The organism is Chromobacterium alkanivorans (genome assembly GCF_016937655.1).
GTDB classification, from domain to species: domain Bacteria; phylum Pseudomonadota; class Gammaproteobacteria; order Burkholderiales; family Chromobacteriaceae; genus Chromobacterium; species Chromobacterium alkanivorans.
The window spans coordinates 460,242-475,797 of record NZ_JAFHKL010000003.1 but is presented as its reverse complement, the minus strand read 5'-3'; the positions used below and the strand labels follow the sequence as shown (position 1 = coordinate 475,797).

The 15,556-nt window shown below is 64.6% G+C and carries 13 protein-coding genes; 7 read left to right on the top strand and 6 right to left on the bottom strand.

The features are described from left to right. Positions 1-142: 142 nt before the first annotated feature. A complete protein-coding gene (locus JW897_RS07975) occupies positions 143-460 on the bottom strand; it encodes a hypothetical protein (RefSeq protein WP_205465740.1) in 318 nt (105 codons plus the stop codon). Positions 461-729: 269 nt separating this feature from the next. On the opposite strand from JW897_RS07975, the gene JW897_RS07970 reads away from it, so the two are divergent. Further along, complete coding sequence (locus JW897_RS07970) at positions 730-1,983, top strand: MFS transporter (RefSeq protein ID WP_205465739.1); 1,254 nt, start codon at positions 730-732, stop codon at positions 1,981-1,983. Between the two features lie 98 nt (positions 1,984-2,081). Continuing rightward, on the top strand, positions 2,082-3,479 hold the full coding sequence (locus JW897_RS07965) for a NarK family nitrate/nitrite MFS transporter (RefSeq protein ID WP_205465738.1): 1,398 nt from the start codon (positions 2,082-2,084) through the stop codon (positions 3,477-3,479). A gap of 76 nt (positions 3,480-3,555) precedes the next feature. On the opposite strand, the gene JW897_RS07960 is transcribed toward JW897_RS07965, so the two are convergent. Next, a complete protein-coding gene (locus JW897_RS07960; protein WP_048414616.1) occupies positions 3,556-4,488 on the bottom strand; it encodes a PAS domain-containing protein in 933 nt (310 codons plus the stop codon). A 605-nt stretch (positions 4,489-5,093) separates the two neighbouring features. Here JW897_RS07960 and JW897_RS07955 point away from each other — a divergent pair. Together JW897_RS07955 and JW897_RS07950 are read left to right on the top strand one after the other, a co-directional pair. After that, positions 5,094-6,422: a sodium-dependent transporter gene (locus tag JW897_RS07955; RefSeq protein WP_048414615.1), complete on the top strand. Its 1,329-nt coding sequence runs from the start codon at positions 5,094-5,096 to the stop codon at positions 6,420-6,422. Between the two features lie 189 nt (positions 6,423-6,611). Continuing rightward, positions 6,612-8,456, top strand: a complete 1,845-nt coding sequence (locus JW897_RS07950; protein WP_205465737.1) for a methyl-accepting chemotaxis protein — start codon at positions 6,612-6,614, stop codon at positions 8,454-8,456. Here JW897_RS07950 and JW897_RS07945 read toward each other — a convergent pair. From JW897_RS07945 to JW897_RS07930, 4 genes are all read right to left on the bottom strand, one after another. Beyond that, on the bottom strand, positions 8,453-9,457 hold the full coding sequence (locus JW897_RS07945) for an ABC transporter ATP-binding protein (protein ID WP_205465736.1): 1,005 nt from the start codon (positions 9,455-9,457) through the stop codon (positions 8,453-8,455). The genes JW897_RS07950 and JW897_RS07945 overlap by 4 nt on opposite strands. A gap of 13 nt (positions 9,458-9,470) precedes the next feature. Next, positions 9,471-10,289 carry an ABC transporter permease gene (locus tag JW897_RS07940; RefSeq protein WP_205465735.1) on the bottom strand — a complete coding sequence of 273 codons (819 nt, stop codon included), beginning with the start codon at positions 10,287-10,289 and terminating at the stop codon, positions 9,471-9,473. After that, entirely contained in the window at positions 10,286-11,197 is a 912-nt protein-coding gene (locus JW897_RS07935) for an ABC transporter permease (RefSeq protein WP_048414612.1), read from the bottom strand. The genes JW897_RS07940 and JW897_RS07935 overlap by 4 nt, the downstream gene beginning before the upstream one ends. 64 nt (positions 11,198-11,261) lie before the next feature. Continuing rightward, positions 11,262-12,356 carry an ABC transporter substrate-binding protein gene (locus JW897_RS07930; protein ID WP_048414632.1) on the bottom strand — a complete coding sequence of 365 codons (1,095 nt, stop codon included), beginning with the start codon at positions 12,354-12,356 and terminating at the stop codon, positions 11,262-11,264. 209 nt (positions 12,357-12,565) lie between these two features. Between JW897_RS07930 and JW897_RS07925 the strand changes: the two genes are divergently transcribed. From JW897_RS07925 to JW897_RS07915, 3 genes are all read left to right on the top strand, one after another. After that, a complete protein-coding gene (locus JW897_RS07925; RefSeq protein WP_205465734.1) occupies positions 12,566-13,300 on the top strand; it encodes a UTRA domain-containing protein in 735 nt (244 codons plus the stop codon). Positions 13,301-13,340: 40 nt separating this feature from the next. Beyond that, positions 13,341-14,339: an asparaginase gene (locus tag JW897_RS07920; protein ID WP_205465733.1), complete on the top strand. Its 999-nt coding sequence runs from the start codon at positions 13,341-13,343 to the stop codon at positions 14,337-14,339. A 489-nt stretch (positions 14,340-14,828) separates the two neighbouring features. Beyond that, positions 14,829-15,392 carry an AAA family ATPase gene (locus tag JW897_RS07915; protein ID WP_048414609.1) on the top strand — a complete coding sequence of 188 codons (564 nt, stop codon included), beginning with the start codon at positions 14,829-14,831 and terminating at the stop codon, positions 15,390-15,392. Positions 15,393-15,556: the final 164 nt, after the last annotated feature.

The following is a 15,556-nucleotide window of genomic DNA, read 5'->3' as shown; positions in this document are numbered from 1 at the left end:
CGCCGCCGGACGGCGCCGGAACAAAGAAGCCTCCCTATGGGAGGCTTTGTTGCGTCCGCGGCCGCGTTCGGAACAGCAAGACAAAACGGCGATGCCGCCTGGCGTTTATTGATAAACGCCAGGCGGCATCGCCGTTGTCTGTTTATTTTTTAGGTTTTGCGGCCTTGCTTGCCGCCGGCTTGTCCGCAGGACTTTCCGACGCTTTCGCCTGTTTCTCCGGCGCGATCTCGGTCAGCAACTGCTCCAGCAGCTTGCTGCGCGAGGCGATGTGGTGATCGAAACGCCAGTCTTTCAGCAGGTCGATGGCGACGTCGAAATAACGCATGTCGATGTCGTAGAGCAGGCTGAGGTCGAAGGAGCGGCCCATTTCCAAGGCGGTCGCCAATTCCTTGAGCACCTGCATCTGCTGCGGGTCGTGTCCTTCTTCTATGAAACGGCGGATTTTCTTGGCGGCATTCATGGGGGAGGCTCCCTTGTTGGCAATGCGCCTATCTTAGCCAATGTCGCCGGGGCTGTAACTTGCATTGGCGCAAAGTAGAGCCGTTCCGCCGCCTTCCTCCCCTTTGGCCCCTAGCTCCTCTCTCGAATACCACCCAAAAGAACTATCTCGATTAGATCGTTTTTCTTTGTCCTTGCCCACGTCTGGAGAATGGGTTTCCCGGCGCGCGGGCAGTAAGGTGTGAGTATGGAGTTGGACTGGCCGGCCGCCTGGCCGCAGAGGGAGGAAAGATGACATCCGCGGCGTATAAGCAGTACTCGGTGCTGGCCGTCAGCACTTTTGCTTTCACCGTCTGTTTCATGGTGTGGATGATGATGGGCGTGGTGGGCATTCCGGTGAAGCAGCAACTGGGTCTGAACGAAACCGAGTTCGGCATTCTGGTGGCGATGCCGGTCTTGTCCGGCTCGTTGGTGCGAGTGCCGCTGGGCATCTGGACCGACCGCTACGGCGGCCGCATTGTCTTGTTCTGTTTGATGCTGAGCGCGGTGCTGCCGATTTATCTGATGGAGTACGCCTCCCAATACTGGCATTTCCTGCTGATCGGTCTATTCATCGGCTTGGCCGGCGGCAGTTTTTCGGTGGGCACGCCCTATGTGGCGCGCTGGTTCGACGCGCGGCATCAGGGGATGGCGATGGGGGTGTTCGGGGCGGGCAATTCCGGCGCGGCGGTGAACAAATTCGTGGCGCCGGCCTTGATCGCGCTAGGCGGCTGGACGCTGGTGCCCCAGGTTTACGCCGGGGTGATGCTGGCCACGGCGCTGCTGTTCTGGTTTTGCAGCCATCACAATCCGGCGCATTTGAGCGGCGGCGGCCAGCGTTTCATCGATCAACTTAGGGTGATGCGCGACCCGAGGGTGTGGCGCTACTCGCAGTATTACTCGGTGGTGTTTGGCGGCTACGTGGGCTTGTCCTTGTGGCTGACCAAGTATTTTGTCGGCGAGTACGGCTTTGATATGAAAACCGCTGCTTTTCTCGCCGCCTGTTTTTCCTTGCCCGGCGGCGTATTGCGCGCGATCGGCGGCTGGATGTCGGACCGTTTCGGCGCGTATCGCACCACGTGGTGGGTGATGTGGGTGCTATGGGTTTGCTTCTTCATTCTGTCTTATCCGCAAACCGAGATGGTGGTGGCCACCGTCAAGGGGCCGTGGAGCCTGCATATCGGTTTGAACTCGGTGTTGTTCACCATGGTTTTGTTCATCGCCGGCGTGGCGATGGCGGTGGGCAAGGCTTCGGTGTTCAAGTTCATCGCCAATGATTTTCCCGACAACATCGGCGCGGTGTCCGGCGTGGTGGGTTTGGCCGGCGGCCTGGCGGGCTTTGTGTTGCCGATTCTGTTCGGCGCGCTGGTGGATCTGGCCGGGGTGCGTTCCAGTTGCTTCATGCTGCTGTACGGCACGGTTTGCGTCAGCCTGGTCTGGATGCATTACTCGTTCAAACCGGTGGCCGAGCAGCGTTTGCGCCTGGCGGCCGCCGCCAGCCGCTGAGTTTGAGTTGCATGGCGGCGCGTTTAAGCGCCGCCGTTAAAAGATTGTCAAATAGCGCCGGTCCGGCCATGACCCGGGCCGACGGGGAGGGTTGAGTCATGTCTTATGTCATCAAACGGTGGGAGCCGGAAAGCGCCGAGTTCTGGCAGCGGGAAGGCCAGAGCATTGCGCGGCGCAATTTGTGGATTTCGATTCCGTGTCTGACGCTGGCTTTCGTCATCTCGGTATTGTGGAGCGTGGTAACGCTGAACCTGCCGAACGCGGGCTTTAATTACACCAAGGATCAGCTGTTTTTGCTGACGGCCTTGCCCGCGCTGTCCGGCGCGACCTTGCGCATTTTTTACTCCTTCATGCCGTCGATTGTCGGCGGCCGCAAATGGACCACCTTGTCCACCGCCTCGTTGTTGATCCCGGCTTTGTGGTTGGGCTTTGCGGTGCAGGATCCCACGACGTCCTATCCGGTGATGCTGGCGATCGCCTTGCTTTGCGGCCTGGGCAGCGGCAATTTCGCCAGCTCGATGGCCAATATCGCTTACTTTTTCCCCAAGGCGCAGAAGGGCGCGGCCAACGGCTTGAACGCCGGCTTCGGCAACCTCGGGGTGTCCTTGGCCCAGTTCGTGATTCCGCTGGTGGTGACCGGCGGCATGTTCGGCGCCTTTGGCGGCGATGCGCAACATTATGTTAAAGACGGGGTGGAGAAGAGCCTGTGGTTGCAGAACGCCGGCTTTGTCTGGGTGCCCTTCATTATTGTGGCCACGGTGGCGGCCTGGTTCGGCATGAACGACCTGGCGGACGCCAAGGCTTCCTTCACCGAGCAGGCGGTGATTTTCCGTCGCAAGCATAATTGGCTGATGTGCTGGCTCTACATCGGCACTTTCGGCAGCTTCATCGGTTTTGCCGGCGCTTTCGCCTTGTTGACCAAGACCCAATTCCCGGATGTGCCGGTGGCCAAGTTCGCTTTTATCGGCCCCCTGCTTGGTGCGCTGGTGCGCCCGATCGGCGGCGTGATTTCCGACAAGCTCGGCGGCGCGCGGGTGACTTTGTGGGTGTTCGCGGTGATGGCCCTGGCGGTGGTGGGCGTGCTGCACTTCCTGCCGGCGCATGACGCGGCCGGACAATTGAGCGGCGGCAGCTTTGCCGGTTTCTTCGCGATGTTCCTGCTGCTGTTCACCATGGCAGGCGTGGGCAATGGTTCGACTTATCGGATGATTCCGACCATCTTCACCACGGGGCGGCTGCGCGCGGCGGCCGGCCGCGGCGAAGAGGCGCGCAAGCAGGCCGAGGCGGACGGGGTCAAGGAGTCGGCCGCGGCAGGCGGCTTCATCAGCGCCATCGGCGCCTATGGCGGCTATTTCATTCCGCAGAGCTTCGGCGCCTCGATGAAGGCGACCGGCGGCGCGGAGCCGGCCTTGCTGTGCTTCATCGTGTTTTATCTCAGTTGCATCGCCTTGTGCTGGTGGTTCTATGCGCGGAAGAATGCGGAAGTGAGTTGCTGATCCGCTGAGGACGGGAAAGCAAGAGGAGCGGCGGGGCGTCCAGGCGACGCGCCGCCGCTTTGTTCTTCATCGGCGTTCAGGGCAGTTTGACGATGTAGTTGGGGCCGCCTTCCCGCGCTTTTTGCAGCGCTTCGTTCAAGCGCTCCAGCATGGGTTTGGGCGTGTTCTCGCTGCCGCGCAGAGCGCTGAGTCCGACGCAGGCGGCCGCCTTGCGCTCTTCTCCCTGGTAGACGAAGCTCAGCTGGCGCAGCGATTTGATCAGCCGGCGCGCCAGTTCATTGGCGCCGCTGACTCCGGTGTTGGGCAGCAGAATGATGAAGGCGTCGTCTTCGCGCTGGGCCACCAGGTCGCTGTCGCGCGTGCTTTGCAGGCACAGGCTGCCGGCCAGGCGCAGCAAGTGGCGGTGCGCCGAGCCTTCGTCAAGTTCCGGCATCGGCTCGGGCACGTTCATCAGGCTGAGGATCAGGCCGGAGACGGCGCCGCCGTAGCGGCGCGCGCGGCCGGTTTCGGCATGGGCGGCTGACAGCAGGCGGTGCATGCCGGCCACGCCGGTCAGCTTGTCGTCGTCGGTGAGCTTGTCTTCGGCGCGCAGGCTTTTCATCAGGCTGATCGAGCGCTCTACCAAGTTGCGCTCAAAATCCAGCAGCTGGCTCATCACCTTGGTTTCCGTACGGTCGCTGAAGCTGTAGACCAGCATGAGCGCGCCCTCCAGCTCCACCTCGCGCAGCGACATCTGCACCTCGAAGCGGCGCCCGCCGCTGGCTTGCAAGGTCAGCGAACGGTTGTAGATCATGCTGGTGCGGCGCAGTTCGCCGGCCAGCAGTTCGCCGTCGGCGGGGTCGGGCAGGAAGCGGGAGAAGGGTTGGCCGATCAGGTCGCCGTGCGGGGTGGCCAGCAGAATGGCGGCCAGCTGATTGGCGCTGACGATCTGGCCGTCGGCGGGAAGCGCGATGATCAAGGCGCCCTGTACGGTGTCGATCAGCGATTGAAAGGCTTGCAGTATCGCCATAGGGCTCTCCGTAAGTCGCGTGAGGCCGGCGAGTTCGCTCCTGGCGTGGCCAGGCGCGTAGCAGTGGGGCCGCTGGTCTTAAATGCGGCTGACAAAAACGCCGGACGCCGCCTTGCTTCGGCTCGCCGTCTTGTCCGCGGCGCGCCTTGCCTTGGGCGTGAGGCTGATTTTTGTCCGCCGCTCTAAGTGTATTCCCTGAGTACAGATATTTCATGCCCAACTTGTTTGGAGGCGTTTGGTTCGCTCATCTTTGCCGGGAAATGGCTGCGCCTCCGCCGGAAATCAGAATTAATTGCCTGTGTACGCTGGAAATCGCCATCAATCATGGTAAATTCGTGTTTGTACGCAAAATACACTAGCGAGAACCATGGCCCGTCGCCACCCCTGACGCGGCTTTCGGCCCGCCCACACGGCGGTTTTCTCTCCCTTGCCCGGCATGCCGGGTCCCTTCCGTTCGTTCCCGGGCTTCATGATCTGGCCTGGCGCGGGCCGCGCCTTGTCGGCGCAAAAACAGCACCTTTGCCGCTGCGGCGATCGCGTTTGGGCGCGGGCGTCGGTTTCGGCGATTCAAAAACAAATATTCGGACAAAGAAGCAGACTGCATCATGGCAAGATCACAATGGGGCTCGCGCCTCGGTTTCATCCTCGCCGCCGCCGGCTCGGCCATCGGGCTGGGGGCAATCTGGAAATTTCCCTATGTCGCCGCCACCAATGGAGGCGGCGCCTTCCTGTTCATTTATCTCGGCATTTGCCTGACGCTGGGCCTGGCGCTGATGCTGGCCGAAATGGCGCTGGGCCGCGCGTCCAAGGCCGGCGCCGTCGGCGCCTTCCGGCAACTGGCCGGTGGCGGCTGGCCCGTCATCGGCTATATGAGCGTCTTGGTGTGTTTTCTGATCCTGTCCTTCTATAGCGTGGTGGGCGGCTGGACCATCGCCTACATCGTCAAGGCGCTGGGCGGAGGGATCATGACCTCGGACGCCAAGACCCTGGGCGCCATCTTCAGCGGCTTCATCAGCGATCCGCTGGAGCCCATCGCCTATCACGCCGGCTTCGCCTTGCTGACGGTGTGGGTGGTGGCCGGCGGCGTGCAGAAGGGCATCGAGAACCTGTCGAAATTCCTGATGCCGGCCTTGTTCGTGCTGATGCTGGTGCTGATCGCCCGCGGCCTGACCCTGCCCGGCGCTTGGGAAGGCGTGAAATATTTCGTGGCCCCGGACTTTTCCAAGGTCAGCAGCGCGATGCTGGTGGACGCGCTGGGCCTGGCCTTCTTCTCGCTATCGCTGGGCCTGGGCATCATGATCACTTACGGCTCTTACGTCAGCAAGGAATCCAATCTGCTGGGCTCTGCCCTCTGGGTGATCGCGCTGACGGTGGCCACTTGCTTCCTGGCCGGATTGATGGTGTTGCCGGCGGTGTTCGCCTTTGGCTTCGATCCGTCGGCCGGCCCGGGCTTGACCTTCATCACCATGCCGGCGGTGTTCGCCCATCTGCCGCTGGGGCAGCTGTTCGCGGTGATGTTCTTCTGCCTGCTGCTGCTGGCGGCGTTGACGTCTTCGGTGTCCCTGCTGGAGGTGGTGACCAGCTTCGCTATGGACGAGTTCGGCCTCAAGCGCACCCAGTCCGCCTGGGCGATGACGCTGGGCATTTTCCTGCTGGGCATCCCCGCGTCGCTGTCGCTGGGGGTGTGGAGCGAGTACCAGCTGTTCGGCATGAGCTTTTTCGACTTGCTGGATTATCTGACTTCCAAGCTGCTGATGCCGGTGGGCGAACTGCTGCTGGCCCTGTTCGTCGGCTGGAAAGCCTGGCCGGTGGTGCGCCGCGAACTGAGCGGCGACGGCGCCGGACGCGGCATGCGTCTGATGCGCGGCTTTTGCATGGCGATGGCGCCGGCCTTGATAGGCTGGATCATGATCGCCAGCCTGCGCGCGGCCTGATCGCCGTCTCCCCTCAACCCGCCGCCTTTCGCGGCGGGTTTTTCTTTGCGCGCGGGTTTCCTCGGCGCCAGCCTCATGCCGCTGTGTTCGCCTTGTTCAGCCATTGCCTATAGTTAGAGCGGTTGGACCGCCGCGCAAGGCACTGCGCTCCGGCGGTTCTTGATCCACGGCTTGCAAACAGGATACCCGATGCACTTCCGTCTGAAGCTGGTGCACAAGCTGGCCTTGTTGATCGCTCCGCTGGTGCTGCTCTTGTTGTGCGGAGCGCTGTGGTTTGCCTTTACGCAGTGGCGGACGGTCCAGGCTTTGCAGCGCGATCAGGCCCTGGTGGACGATGTGCAGCAAGTGGGCGAGCTGATTCACGCGCTGCAGATCGAGCGCGGGCTGAGCAACCGTTATCTGAACGAGCATAAGCCGATGCCGGCAGCCCTGCCGCGGCAAAAAGCGCTGGCCGACGCGTTGTTGATCCGCTTGCGCCGGCAACCCGCAGACGAACTATCGCGCAAGGCGAGCTTGTTTCTCTCTCAGCAGCTGCCGGCGGCGGAACTGCTCGCCACCTTGCGCCGCGACGTGGCGCAGCGCCATATTTCGCCGTTGCCGGCGTTTGAGCGCTACACCGAAATCATCGAGCGGCTCTCCAAGGTCATCACCCTGTTCTATTCCCAAAGCGAGGACGTGCGCGCCTTGGTGCAGCAATGGTCCGCCTTGCATTGCCAGACGGAGTACACCGGCCGCGCGCGCGGCCTGATCGGCGGAGTGCTGGCGGTGGGCAGTTTCAATATCAACGAGTTCCGCCTGGCCAGCGGCATGGTGTCGCAGGAGGCGCTGTGCCGCAGCCTGTACCGGCAGAACGACGGCGACGAACGTCTGCTGGCCCAGGCGATGGACGCGAGCGGCGCGTACGAAGCGCTGCGCGACGCGGTATTGGCGCGCGGACCCGGCGCGATGCAGAGCTTGCCGAGCGAGGAGTGGTTCGCGGTGGCGAGCCGGCGCATCGACGCCTTGCTGGAAGTGCAGAACGCGGTGCTGGCCCGGATTCACGACGCGTTGGCGCAGCAGCAGTCGGCCGCGCGCTGGCAAAGCTGGCTGGCGCTGGCGGTGCTGGCCGGGGTGTTGCTGCCCATCGCCGCGGCCTTGCTGCTGGCGCGCAGCATACTGCGAACCTTGGGCGCGGAGCCGGACGAGGTGGCGCAGGGCATGCGCGAGCTGGCCGGCGGTCAACTGGATTTCCGGCTGCGGCTGGCCTCGTCGGACGAGGACAGCCTGGCCGCGCACATCCGCCAGATGGGGCGAAAGCTGAGCGGGGTGATCGGTCAAGTGCAGCAGGACGCGGACGCGGTGGCCAACGCCGCTTTGCAATTGAACAGCGCCTCGCAGGGTTTGTCCGACAGCGCCTGCCGCACTTCCTCCGACATCGAGCAGACCAGCCACGCGGTGGACGAGATCGCCGGCCAGATGTTCGCGATGGCCCGCGACGCCAGCCGCAGCGGCGACGTGGCCAGCGAGGCCGCGCGCCAGGCGGAGGAGGGGCGCCGGGTGGTCGGCGAAACCATAGAGGCGATGCATGTGATCGCCCAGCGCACCGACATCATCGACGACATCGCCTATCAAACCAATTTGCTGGCGCTCAACGCCGCCATCGAGGCGGCGCGCGCCGGCGAGCTGGGCAAGGGTTTCGCCGTGGTGGCGGACGAGGTGCGCAAGCTGGCGATGCGCAGCCAGACCGCGGCCAAGGAGATAGGCCAGGTGGCGGCGGGCAGCGTGCGTCTGGCGGAGGAGGCGGGCAAGAGCCTGAGCGCCATTGTCGAGTCCAGCCAGCAAACCCGGCAACTGGTGCGGGACATTTCCAAGGAGGCCGTGGCCCAGGCGCAGCACGTGGGCGGCATCAACCAGGTGATGCAGGGCCTGAGCCAGCTGTCCCAGGGCAACGCCGCCGCCAGCGAGCAATTGTCGGCGGCGGCGCAGGAAGTGTCGCAGCGCGCCGGCAGCCTGCGCCGGCAGATGGCCTATTTCCGCCGGCCAACGGACGTTTAACGCACTTCGCGCATATCGTCGCGCTGGACGCGCAGCCGCACCGGCGCGCCGTCGGCCAGCAAGTCCGCCGGATTGCGGTTCAGCCGGTCCACCTGCAGCAGCGCGCCGGCGCTTTCCACCTGGTAGCGGACGATGTTGCCCAGCAGCTGGCGTTGCCTCACCACCGCCGGCAGGCTGTCCGTTTCGGCGCTGTCGCCGGGCAGCAACTGGATGGACTCGGGGCGGATCGCCAGATGGCCCTGGATCTCCAGGCCGAACAGCGCCCGGCTGTCGCCGGCGGACAGCAGATTGTAGTTGCCCATGAAGCGGGCGACGAACTCGGTGGCCGGCTGGGTGTAGATGGTTTCGGCGGCGCCCTCCTGCTCCACCTTGCCCTGGTTCATCACGAAGATGCGGTCCGACAGGGTCAGCGCTTCCTCCTGGTCATGGGTCACGAAAACGGTGGTCAGCCCCAGCCTGCGCTGAATGTCGCGAATCTGCTCGCGCAGATTCTTGCGGATGCGCGCGTCCAGCGCCGACAGCGGTTCGTCCAGCAGCAGGATGCGCGGTTCCACCACCAGCGCGCGCGCCAGCGCCACCCGCTGGCGTTGGCCGCCGGAAAGCTGATGCGGGTAGTGATCTTCCTTGCCGGACAGCTCCACCAAGGCCAGCGCGTCCGCCACCTTGCAGCGGATGTCGGCGGCGGAGCGCTTTTGCATCTTCAGGCCGAAGGCGATGTTCTCGCCGGCGCTCATATTGGGAAACAGCGCATAGCTTTGAAACACCATGCCGATGCCGCGCTTTTGCGGCGCGCAGGCGGTGATGTCCTCGCCCTGCAGGCGGATGGCGCCGCCGCTGGGCGTTTCGAAGCCGGCGATCATGCGCAGCACCGTGGTCTTGCCGCAGCCGGACGGGCCCAGGAAGGTGACGAACTCGCCGGCTTCCACCCGCATATTGAAGTCGTGCACCACCGTGTGCTGGCCGTAGCGCTTGTTGAGATGCCGGATGTCCAGGTATGCCATTATGGGTTCTCTCTTATTCGGCGGCCGTCGCCTCGCGCAGCGCGCGGCGGTGACGGCCGGCCACCTGCAGCAGGCCCATGGCCGCCCAGGTGATCAAAAAGGCGATGATGGCCAGCGCCGCCGGCTCGTAAGCGCGGTTGGCGCCGATCAACTGTAGATAAGGTCCGAAGGCCGGCCGCGCCAGCAGGCTGGCCATGGTGAATTCGCCGATGACGATGGCGAAGGTCAGAAACGCGCCGGACAACAGCGCGGACTGGATATTGGGGAAGATCACTCGCAGCAGGATCACTCGCCAGCCGCCGCCCAGGCTTTGCGCCGCCTCGGCCAGCGAGCGCACGTCGATGGCGGACAGGCCTGCGTCGATGGAACGGTACAGATAGGGCAGCGCCAGCGTCACATAGCTGCAGACCAGCAAGAGATCGGTGCCGCGCTCGCTGCCGGTCAAGGGCAGCCAGGCGTCGCTGCCGAACAGGCGCAGATAGCCGAACACGATGACGATGGCCGGGATCACCAGCGGCAGCAGGGTGATGAACTCCACCAGCGGGCGCAGCCGCGGCAGCTTGAGCTGGATCCAGAACGCGGTGGGCGCCACCAGCAGGATGCCGATGACGATGGTGAACAAGGCCATCAGCGCGGAATAGGCGAAGCTTTGCTGAAAGCCGGGATCCTGCAGCACCAGCTTGTAGGCTTCCAGACTGTAGCCCTCGCGCAGCATCTTCAGGCTGAATTCGAAGGTGGCCAACAGCGGCAGCAGGAAGTACAGGCCGCCGGCGACGACGGCGATCCAGGCGCCCAGCCGCGACGACGGTCTGTGAACGGGCTCGTGTTTCATGTCCGGCTCCTTTCCGCGCGGCCGCGCAGCCAGATATAGGCGGCGTTGGACAGGCCGGTGACCACGATCATGCCCAGCGCCAGCGCGTAGCCCAGGTTCTGGTCGTGCAGCACGTCGCCGCGGATTTGCGCGTAAAGCAGGATGGTGACGATGTTGAGCGAACTGCCGGTCAGCGCGTAGGCGGTGGCCACCGCGCCGAAGGCGTTGGCGAACAGCAGCAGCGCCGCGCCCAGGATGCTGGGCCACAGCACCGGCAGCGCGATGCGGCTCCAGTAGGCGAAGGCGGAACCGCCCAGGCTGTCGCAGGCCTCGCGCCATTCGGTCTTGAGGCCGTCTATGGCCGGGCTGACGATCAGCACCATCAGCGGAATCTGGAAGTACAGATAAGTCAGGGTCAGGCCGCTGAAGCTGAGGATGCTGAAACCGCCGGCGTAGAGGTCGAAATCCAGATAGCGGCGAAGCAGCACCGTCACCAGGCCCATGCGGCCCAGCGTGGCCAGGAAGGCGAAGGCCAGCGGCACGCCAGCGAAGTTGGACGCCACGCCGGAAAAGGTGGCCAGCGTCGGGCGGATCCAGCCCGGCAGCCGACCGCGGATCGCGGCCAGGGCCAGCAAGAGGCCGAAGGCCGCGCCCAGCAGCGCCGAAGCCGCGCTGATCTGCAGGCTGATCTTGTAGGCGTCGAGAATCGCCGGCTCGAACAGCCGCGCGATATTGTTCAGCGTGAAATGGCCGTCGGCGTCCTGAAAGGCGCCCAGCAGCAAGCGGGCGGTGGGCAGCAGCAGGAACAGCAGCGCGAACAGGAAGAACGGCGCCACGCCCAGCCAGGACAGCGAGACGAAGCCGCCGCCGGAGCGGCGCGGCGACGCCGGGCCGGAGCGGCCGGAGAGGGAGTCGGAAGATGCGGACATGAGGGCGTGTTTCCAAAGAGAACCCGCGCGCGGCGAAGCCGCGCGCCAAGGGAGAGAAGCCGGCTTACTTCACATTGCTGCCGACCACGCCGTCCCACTGCTTGGTGATCACCGCCTTGTACGCCTCTTGCTGCTCCAGCGTCGGGAACAAGGCCTTCTTATAGGCGGCGGCGTCCGGCATCCGGCTCAGCAAGTCCTGCGGGATTTTCTTGCGCGCGGCCAGATCGTTGAAGCGGGTGGGGTGGCAATAGCCCTTGAGCCAGGCCAGCTGGCCCTCGTCGGAGAACAGGTATTCCTGCCACAGCTTGGCGGCGTTGGGGTGCGGCGCGTAGGCGCTGATGCCCTGGGCGTAAACGCCGGCCACCACGCCGCTCTTGGGCACCACCACCTCCACCTTGGGGTTGCCCTTCAGGGTGTCGCGGTCGGCCAAGGCGTTGTAGTCCCAGCGGATCACGATGGGAGTGCTGCCCTGGGCCAGCGAGGCCGCCTTGCCGATCACCGGCACGAAGTTGCCGCTCTTGTTCAATTGGGCGAAGAATTTGAGGCCGGCGTCGGCGGCCTTGGCCACATTGCCCTTGGACTGGGACAGGCCGGCGGCGAACACGCCCTGGATCGCCTGGTTGGCGGCGCGCGGGTCGCCGGCCAGCGCCACCGCGTTCTTGTATTCCGGCTTCAGCAGGTCGCTCCAGTCGGTGGGCGTTTTGCTGACCAGATCCTTGTTCACCTCGAAGGCCAGCACGCCGTAGTAATCGCCGTACCAATAGCCGTCCTTGTCCTTGACGCTGTCCGGAATGGTTTTCCAGTTGGACACCTTGTAGGGCTGCAGCAGGCCGGCGGCCTTGGCTTGCGGGCCGAAGGACAGGCCCACGTCGATCACGTCCGGCGCCTGCGGGCCCTTATTGCTCTTGTTGGCCTTGATCGCCTCCAGTTCGTCGGCGGAACCGGCGTCCGGATTCAGCTCGTTCACCTTGATGCCGTATTTGGCCTTGAAGCCGGCGATCACGCCGCCGTAGCCGCACCAGTCGTGAGGCAGGGCGATCACGTTCAGCTCGCCTTCCTTCTTGGCGGCCTGGATCAGCGCGTTCAGGTTGTCGGCGAAAGCGGTGTTGGCCAGCAGGGCCAGCGCGCCCAGCACGGCGCAGCGCAACGGTGTATTCATGGCATCCATCCCTTTGGACTAGGTCAAATAAAAGCGATGCTGATGGTATTCCGTACAGATGACATTCCGGTTTACGTCGCATGGCAATTTGATTGCGGATCGGTGACGAATCGTCGCGACGCGGCGCCTCCGCGCGGCGGACGCTTCATTTCCTTGTCATTTTTGCTTGGTAAAAAGCCGGCGGAGACCTGATAGCTGGACTAGTCCTGATGACTGAACCGAAACCGCTTTCCCAGGCCGCGCGCATCCGCGCCGCCTTATTGCAGCAAATCGACGGCGGCCTGCTGCGGCCCGGCGGCCGGCTGCCGTCGGAGCGCGCGCTGGCCGAGTTGTTCGCCACCACCCGCATCACCCTGAAGGAGGCGCTGGGCGTGCTGGAGGCCGAAGGACGGGTGTACCGCGAAGAACGGCGCGGCTGGTTCGTCGCCTTTCCCAGGCTGGAGTACGCGCCGCTCCACGGCAACCATTTCCAGCGCATGGCCGACGCCCAGCAACGCGCGGCGGAAACCCGGCTTCTGGGCGTGGAGACCGTGCTGGCTTCGCCCGAGCTGTGCCGGGCGCTGGAAGTGCCGCCCTTGAGCTCCTTGTGGAAAATTCGCCGCCAGCGCAGCCTGGACGGACGGGTGGCGTTGTACGTGGAGCACTTTCTGCGCCCGGAGCGCTTTCCGGACATCCAGGGGCAGGACCTGAGCCGGTCGCTGACCGAGCTGTATCGCCGCCGCTACGGCATCGAGTACGCGGCCGCGGTTTTCGACATTTTGCCGGCGGCGGCCCAGGGCCGGGTGGCGCAGGCGCTGATGCTGGCCGAGGGCAGCCCCATCCTGCTGGTCCGCCGAGTGAATCGCGACGCCGCCGGCGCGACGCTGGACTGCGATTACGAGTACTGGCGACACGACGCGGTGCGTTTGCGCGTGGACAGTCCTGCCGCGGCGGCGGCGAATTGAGCTACCATCGCGGCATTGGACACTGTTTGCAGGAGATCGCATGAGCCGCGTTTTAGTGTTGTACACCGGTGGCACCATAGGCATGACCGAAACCCCGGACGGCCTGGCGCCGTCGCCGGGCTTGCTGCCCGGCCTGCTGGAGCGCTTCCGCCGCCCCGGCCTGGATTTCGACGTGGTCGAATTCGAAGAGTTGATCGACTCCTCCGCCATCGAGCCGCGTCACTGGAACCGCATCATCGCCGCGCTGGCCGAGCGCTACGGCGACTACGACGGCTTCGTCGTCATCCACGGCACCGACACCATGGCCTATACCGCCGGCGTGCTGGCCTTCGCCTTGCGCGGCCTGGCCAAGCCGGTGGCGCTGACCGGCGCGCAATTGCCGTTGCTGCATCCGCGCTCCGACGGCTGGAACAATGTCGCCGACGCGCTGGAGGCCGCCTGCCAGCCGGAGCTGCGCGAAGTCGTCATCGCCTTCGACCGCCTGCTGCTGCGCGGCAGCCGCGCGCGCAAGCTGGACGTCGAGCAGTTCGCCGGCTTCGGCTCGCCCAACGCCGAGCCGCTGGCCCGTTTCGCCATTCACCCGCATTGGAACCAAGCCGCCTGGCTGCCGGCGCAAGGCGAGTTCCAGCCGAAGGCGCTGCGCGAAGACCTGAATATCGCCTGCCTGTTTCTGAGCCCGGGGCAGGGCGCGGCGCTGGCCGGCCGCCTGATGGCGGACCCGATGCTGGACGCGGCGGTGCTGATGAGCTACGGCAGCGGCAACGCGCCGGCCGATCCGGCGCTGCTGGCCGGCGTGAAGGCCTTGACCGCGCGCGGCGGCGCGGTGCTCAACATCACCCAGGCGCCGCGGGGCGCGGTGGAGGTGGGCGCTTACGCCGCCAGCCAGCCGCTGGCGCGCGCCGGCGCGGTGGCCGGGGCGGACCTGACGCCGGAAGCGGCGCTGGCCAAGCTGCACGTGTTGCTGTCCGCCGGCCTGAGCGGCCCGCAACTGGCGGCGCAGTTGGCCCGGCCCTTGCGCGGTGAGATGAGCGCGCATTAAGACACTATGCGTCACCCAGGCTGCTCATTTTTTGAGCGGCCTTTTTTTGTGCCGATTTTTCATGGCCTTGCCGTGCTTGTCCACAGCTCACCCACACGGCTTTACACCTTGGATGTGGGCAAACGGAAAAGTGGACGCCGTGGCGGCGGAACGGCGATGGAGGGCGTCGCGGCATGCCGTTATCTTGATTCGGCGCGGATTTTCGCTCAAAAAATAAGCGGATGAAAATGCGCTTGACGGAACAAGGACTTGGCGTGTTTATCCACAATTGTCCCACATGGCTTTTCACGCTGGATGTGGGTAAACCACGAGCTTGCTTATTTTTTGAGCGAAACAATCAAATCCATTTTGCGGCAAGGGCTTAGCCGTCTTGTCCACAGCTGACGCACAGGGCTGTCCCCCTGACTTGTTGAGAACAGCGGCCCGACTGTTGATAGCGCGGCAAGCGGCGTATAATTGAACGCTTTTCCGCAATTCGAGAGCAGCAGGATGTCAGAGGGCGCGACGCGGCCGTTGAAGATCGCCATCGTGGGGCCGGAGTCCTGCGGCAAAACCACGCTGGCGCGCGCGCTGGCGGCGGCGCTGAACGCGGCCGGCATTGCCGCCGCCTGGGTGCCGGAATACGCGCGCGACTATTTCGCCGAGCGGCCGTACCGTTCCACGCCGGAAATCATCGAGGAAGTGGCGCGCGGACAGTTGGCGGCGGAACAGTCCTTGGCCGGCGACGTCCAAGTCTTGTTGTGCGACACCACCGCGCTGAATTGCAAGATCTGGAGCGAGGTGGCGCACGGGCATTGCAGTCCCGGCCTGCTGGATTTGTACCGGCCCGGCGATTACGCGCTGACCCTGCTGGCCGAGCCGGACATCCCCTGGGAGCCGGACCCGCTGCGCAGCCATCCTACCCAGCGCGACTGGCTGTTCGGCCTCTACCGGCAGGCGCTGGAGGAGGCTGGCATTGCCGCGACGCGGGTGGGCGGCGCGCACGAGCGGCGCATGGCCCTGGCCTGGGCGGCGCTGGCGGCGATCTGGCCGGGCGAGCTGCCTAAATTTTGAGCGGAAAGAATAAAGCGCTGGAAATTCAGCAAATTGCCGCAATTATCCACAACAGGCCCACAAGCTTGTCCTGCCGCGGCGTGGATAGTTGTCGGCGATAGATTAAAAAATAAGCGACAGTAAAAAGGCGTGAAAAAAGAAGGCGCTGCGGTTCTTGTCCACAG

What these genes read in the sequence shown, in the direction of transcription:
- JW897_RS07975 (WP_205465740.1), bottom strand. Translation starts at nt 460, where the DNA reads ATGAATGCCGCCAAGAAAATCCGCCGTTTCATAGAAGAAGGACACGAC.
- JW897_RS07970 (WP_205465739.1), top strand. Translation starts at nt 730, where the DNA reads ATGACATCCGCGGCGTATAAGCAGTACTCGGTGCTGGCCGTCAGCACT.
- JW897_RS07965 (WP_205465738.1), top strand. Translation starts at nt 2,082, where the DNA reads ATGTCTTATGTCATCAAACGGTGGGAGCCGGAAAGCGCCGAGTTCTGG.
- JW897_RS07960 (WP_048414616.1), bottom strand. Translation starts at nt 4,488, where the DNA reads ATGGCGATACTGCAAGCCTTTCAATCGCTGATCGACACCGTACAGGGC.
- JW897_RS07955 (WP_048414615.1), top strand. Translation starts at nt 5,094, where the DNA reads ATGGCAAGATCACAATGGGGCTCGCGCCTCGGTTTCATCCTCGCCGCC.
- JW897_RS07950 (WP_205465737.1), top strand. Translation starts at nt 6,612, where the DNA reads ATGCACTTCCGTCTGAAGCTGGTGCACAAGCTGGCCTTGTTGATCGCT.
- JW897_RS07945 (WP_205465736.1), bottom strand. Translation starts at nt 9,457, where the DNA reads ATGGCATACCTGGACATCCGGCATCTCAACAAGCGCTACGGCCAGCAC.
- JW897_RS07940 (WP_205465735.1), bottom strand. Translation starts at nt 10,289, where the DNA reads ATGAAACACGAGCCCGTTCACAGACCGTCGTCGCGGCTGGGCGCCTGG.
- JW897_RS07935 (WP_048414612.1), bottom strand. Translation starts at nt 11,197, where the DNA reads ATGTCCGCATCTTCCGACTCCCTCTCCGGCCGCTCCGGCCCGGCGTCG.
- JW897_RS07930 (WP_048414632.1), bottom strand. Translation starts at nt 12,356, where the DNA reads ATGAATACACCGTTGCGCTGCGCCGTGCTGGGCGCGCTGGCCCTGCTG.
- JW897_RS07925 (WP_205465734.1), top strand. Translation starts at nt 12,566, where the DNA reads ATGACTGAACCGAAACCGCTTTCCCAGGCCGCGCGCATCCGCGCCGCC.
- JW897_RS07920 (WP_205465733.1), top strand. Translation starts at nt 13,341, where the DNA reads ATGAGCCGCGTTTTAGTGTTGTACACCGGTGGCACCATAGGCATGACC.
- JW897_RS07915 (WP_048414609.1), top strand. Translation starts at nt 14,829, where the DNA reads ATGTCAGAGGGCGCGACGCGGCCGTTGAAGATCGCCATCGTGGGGCCG.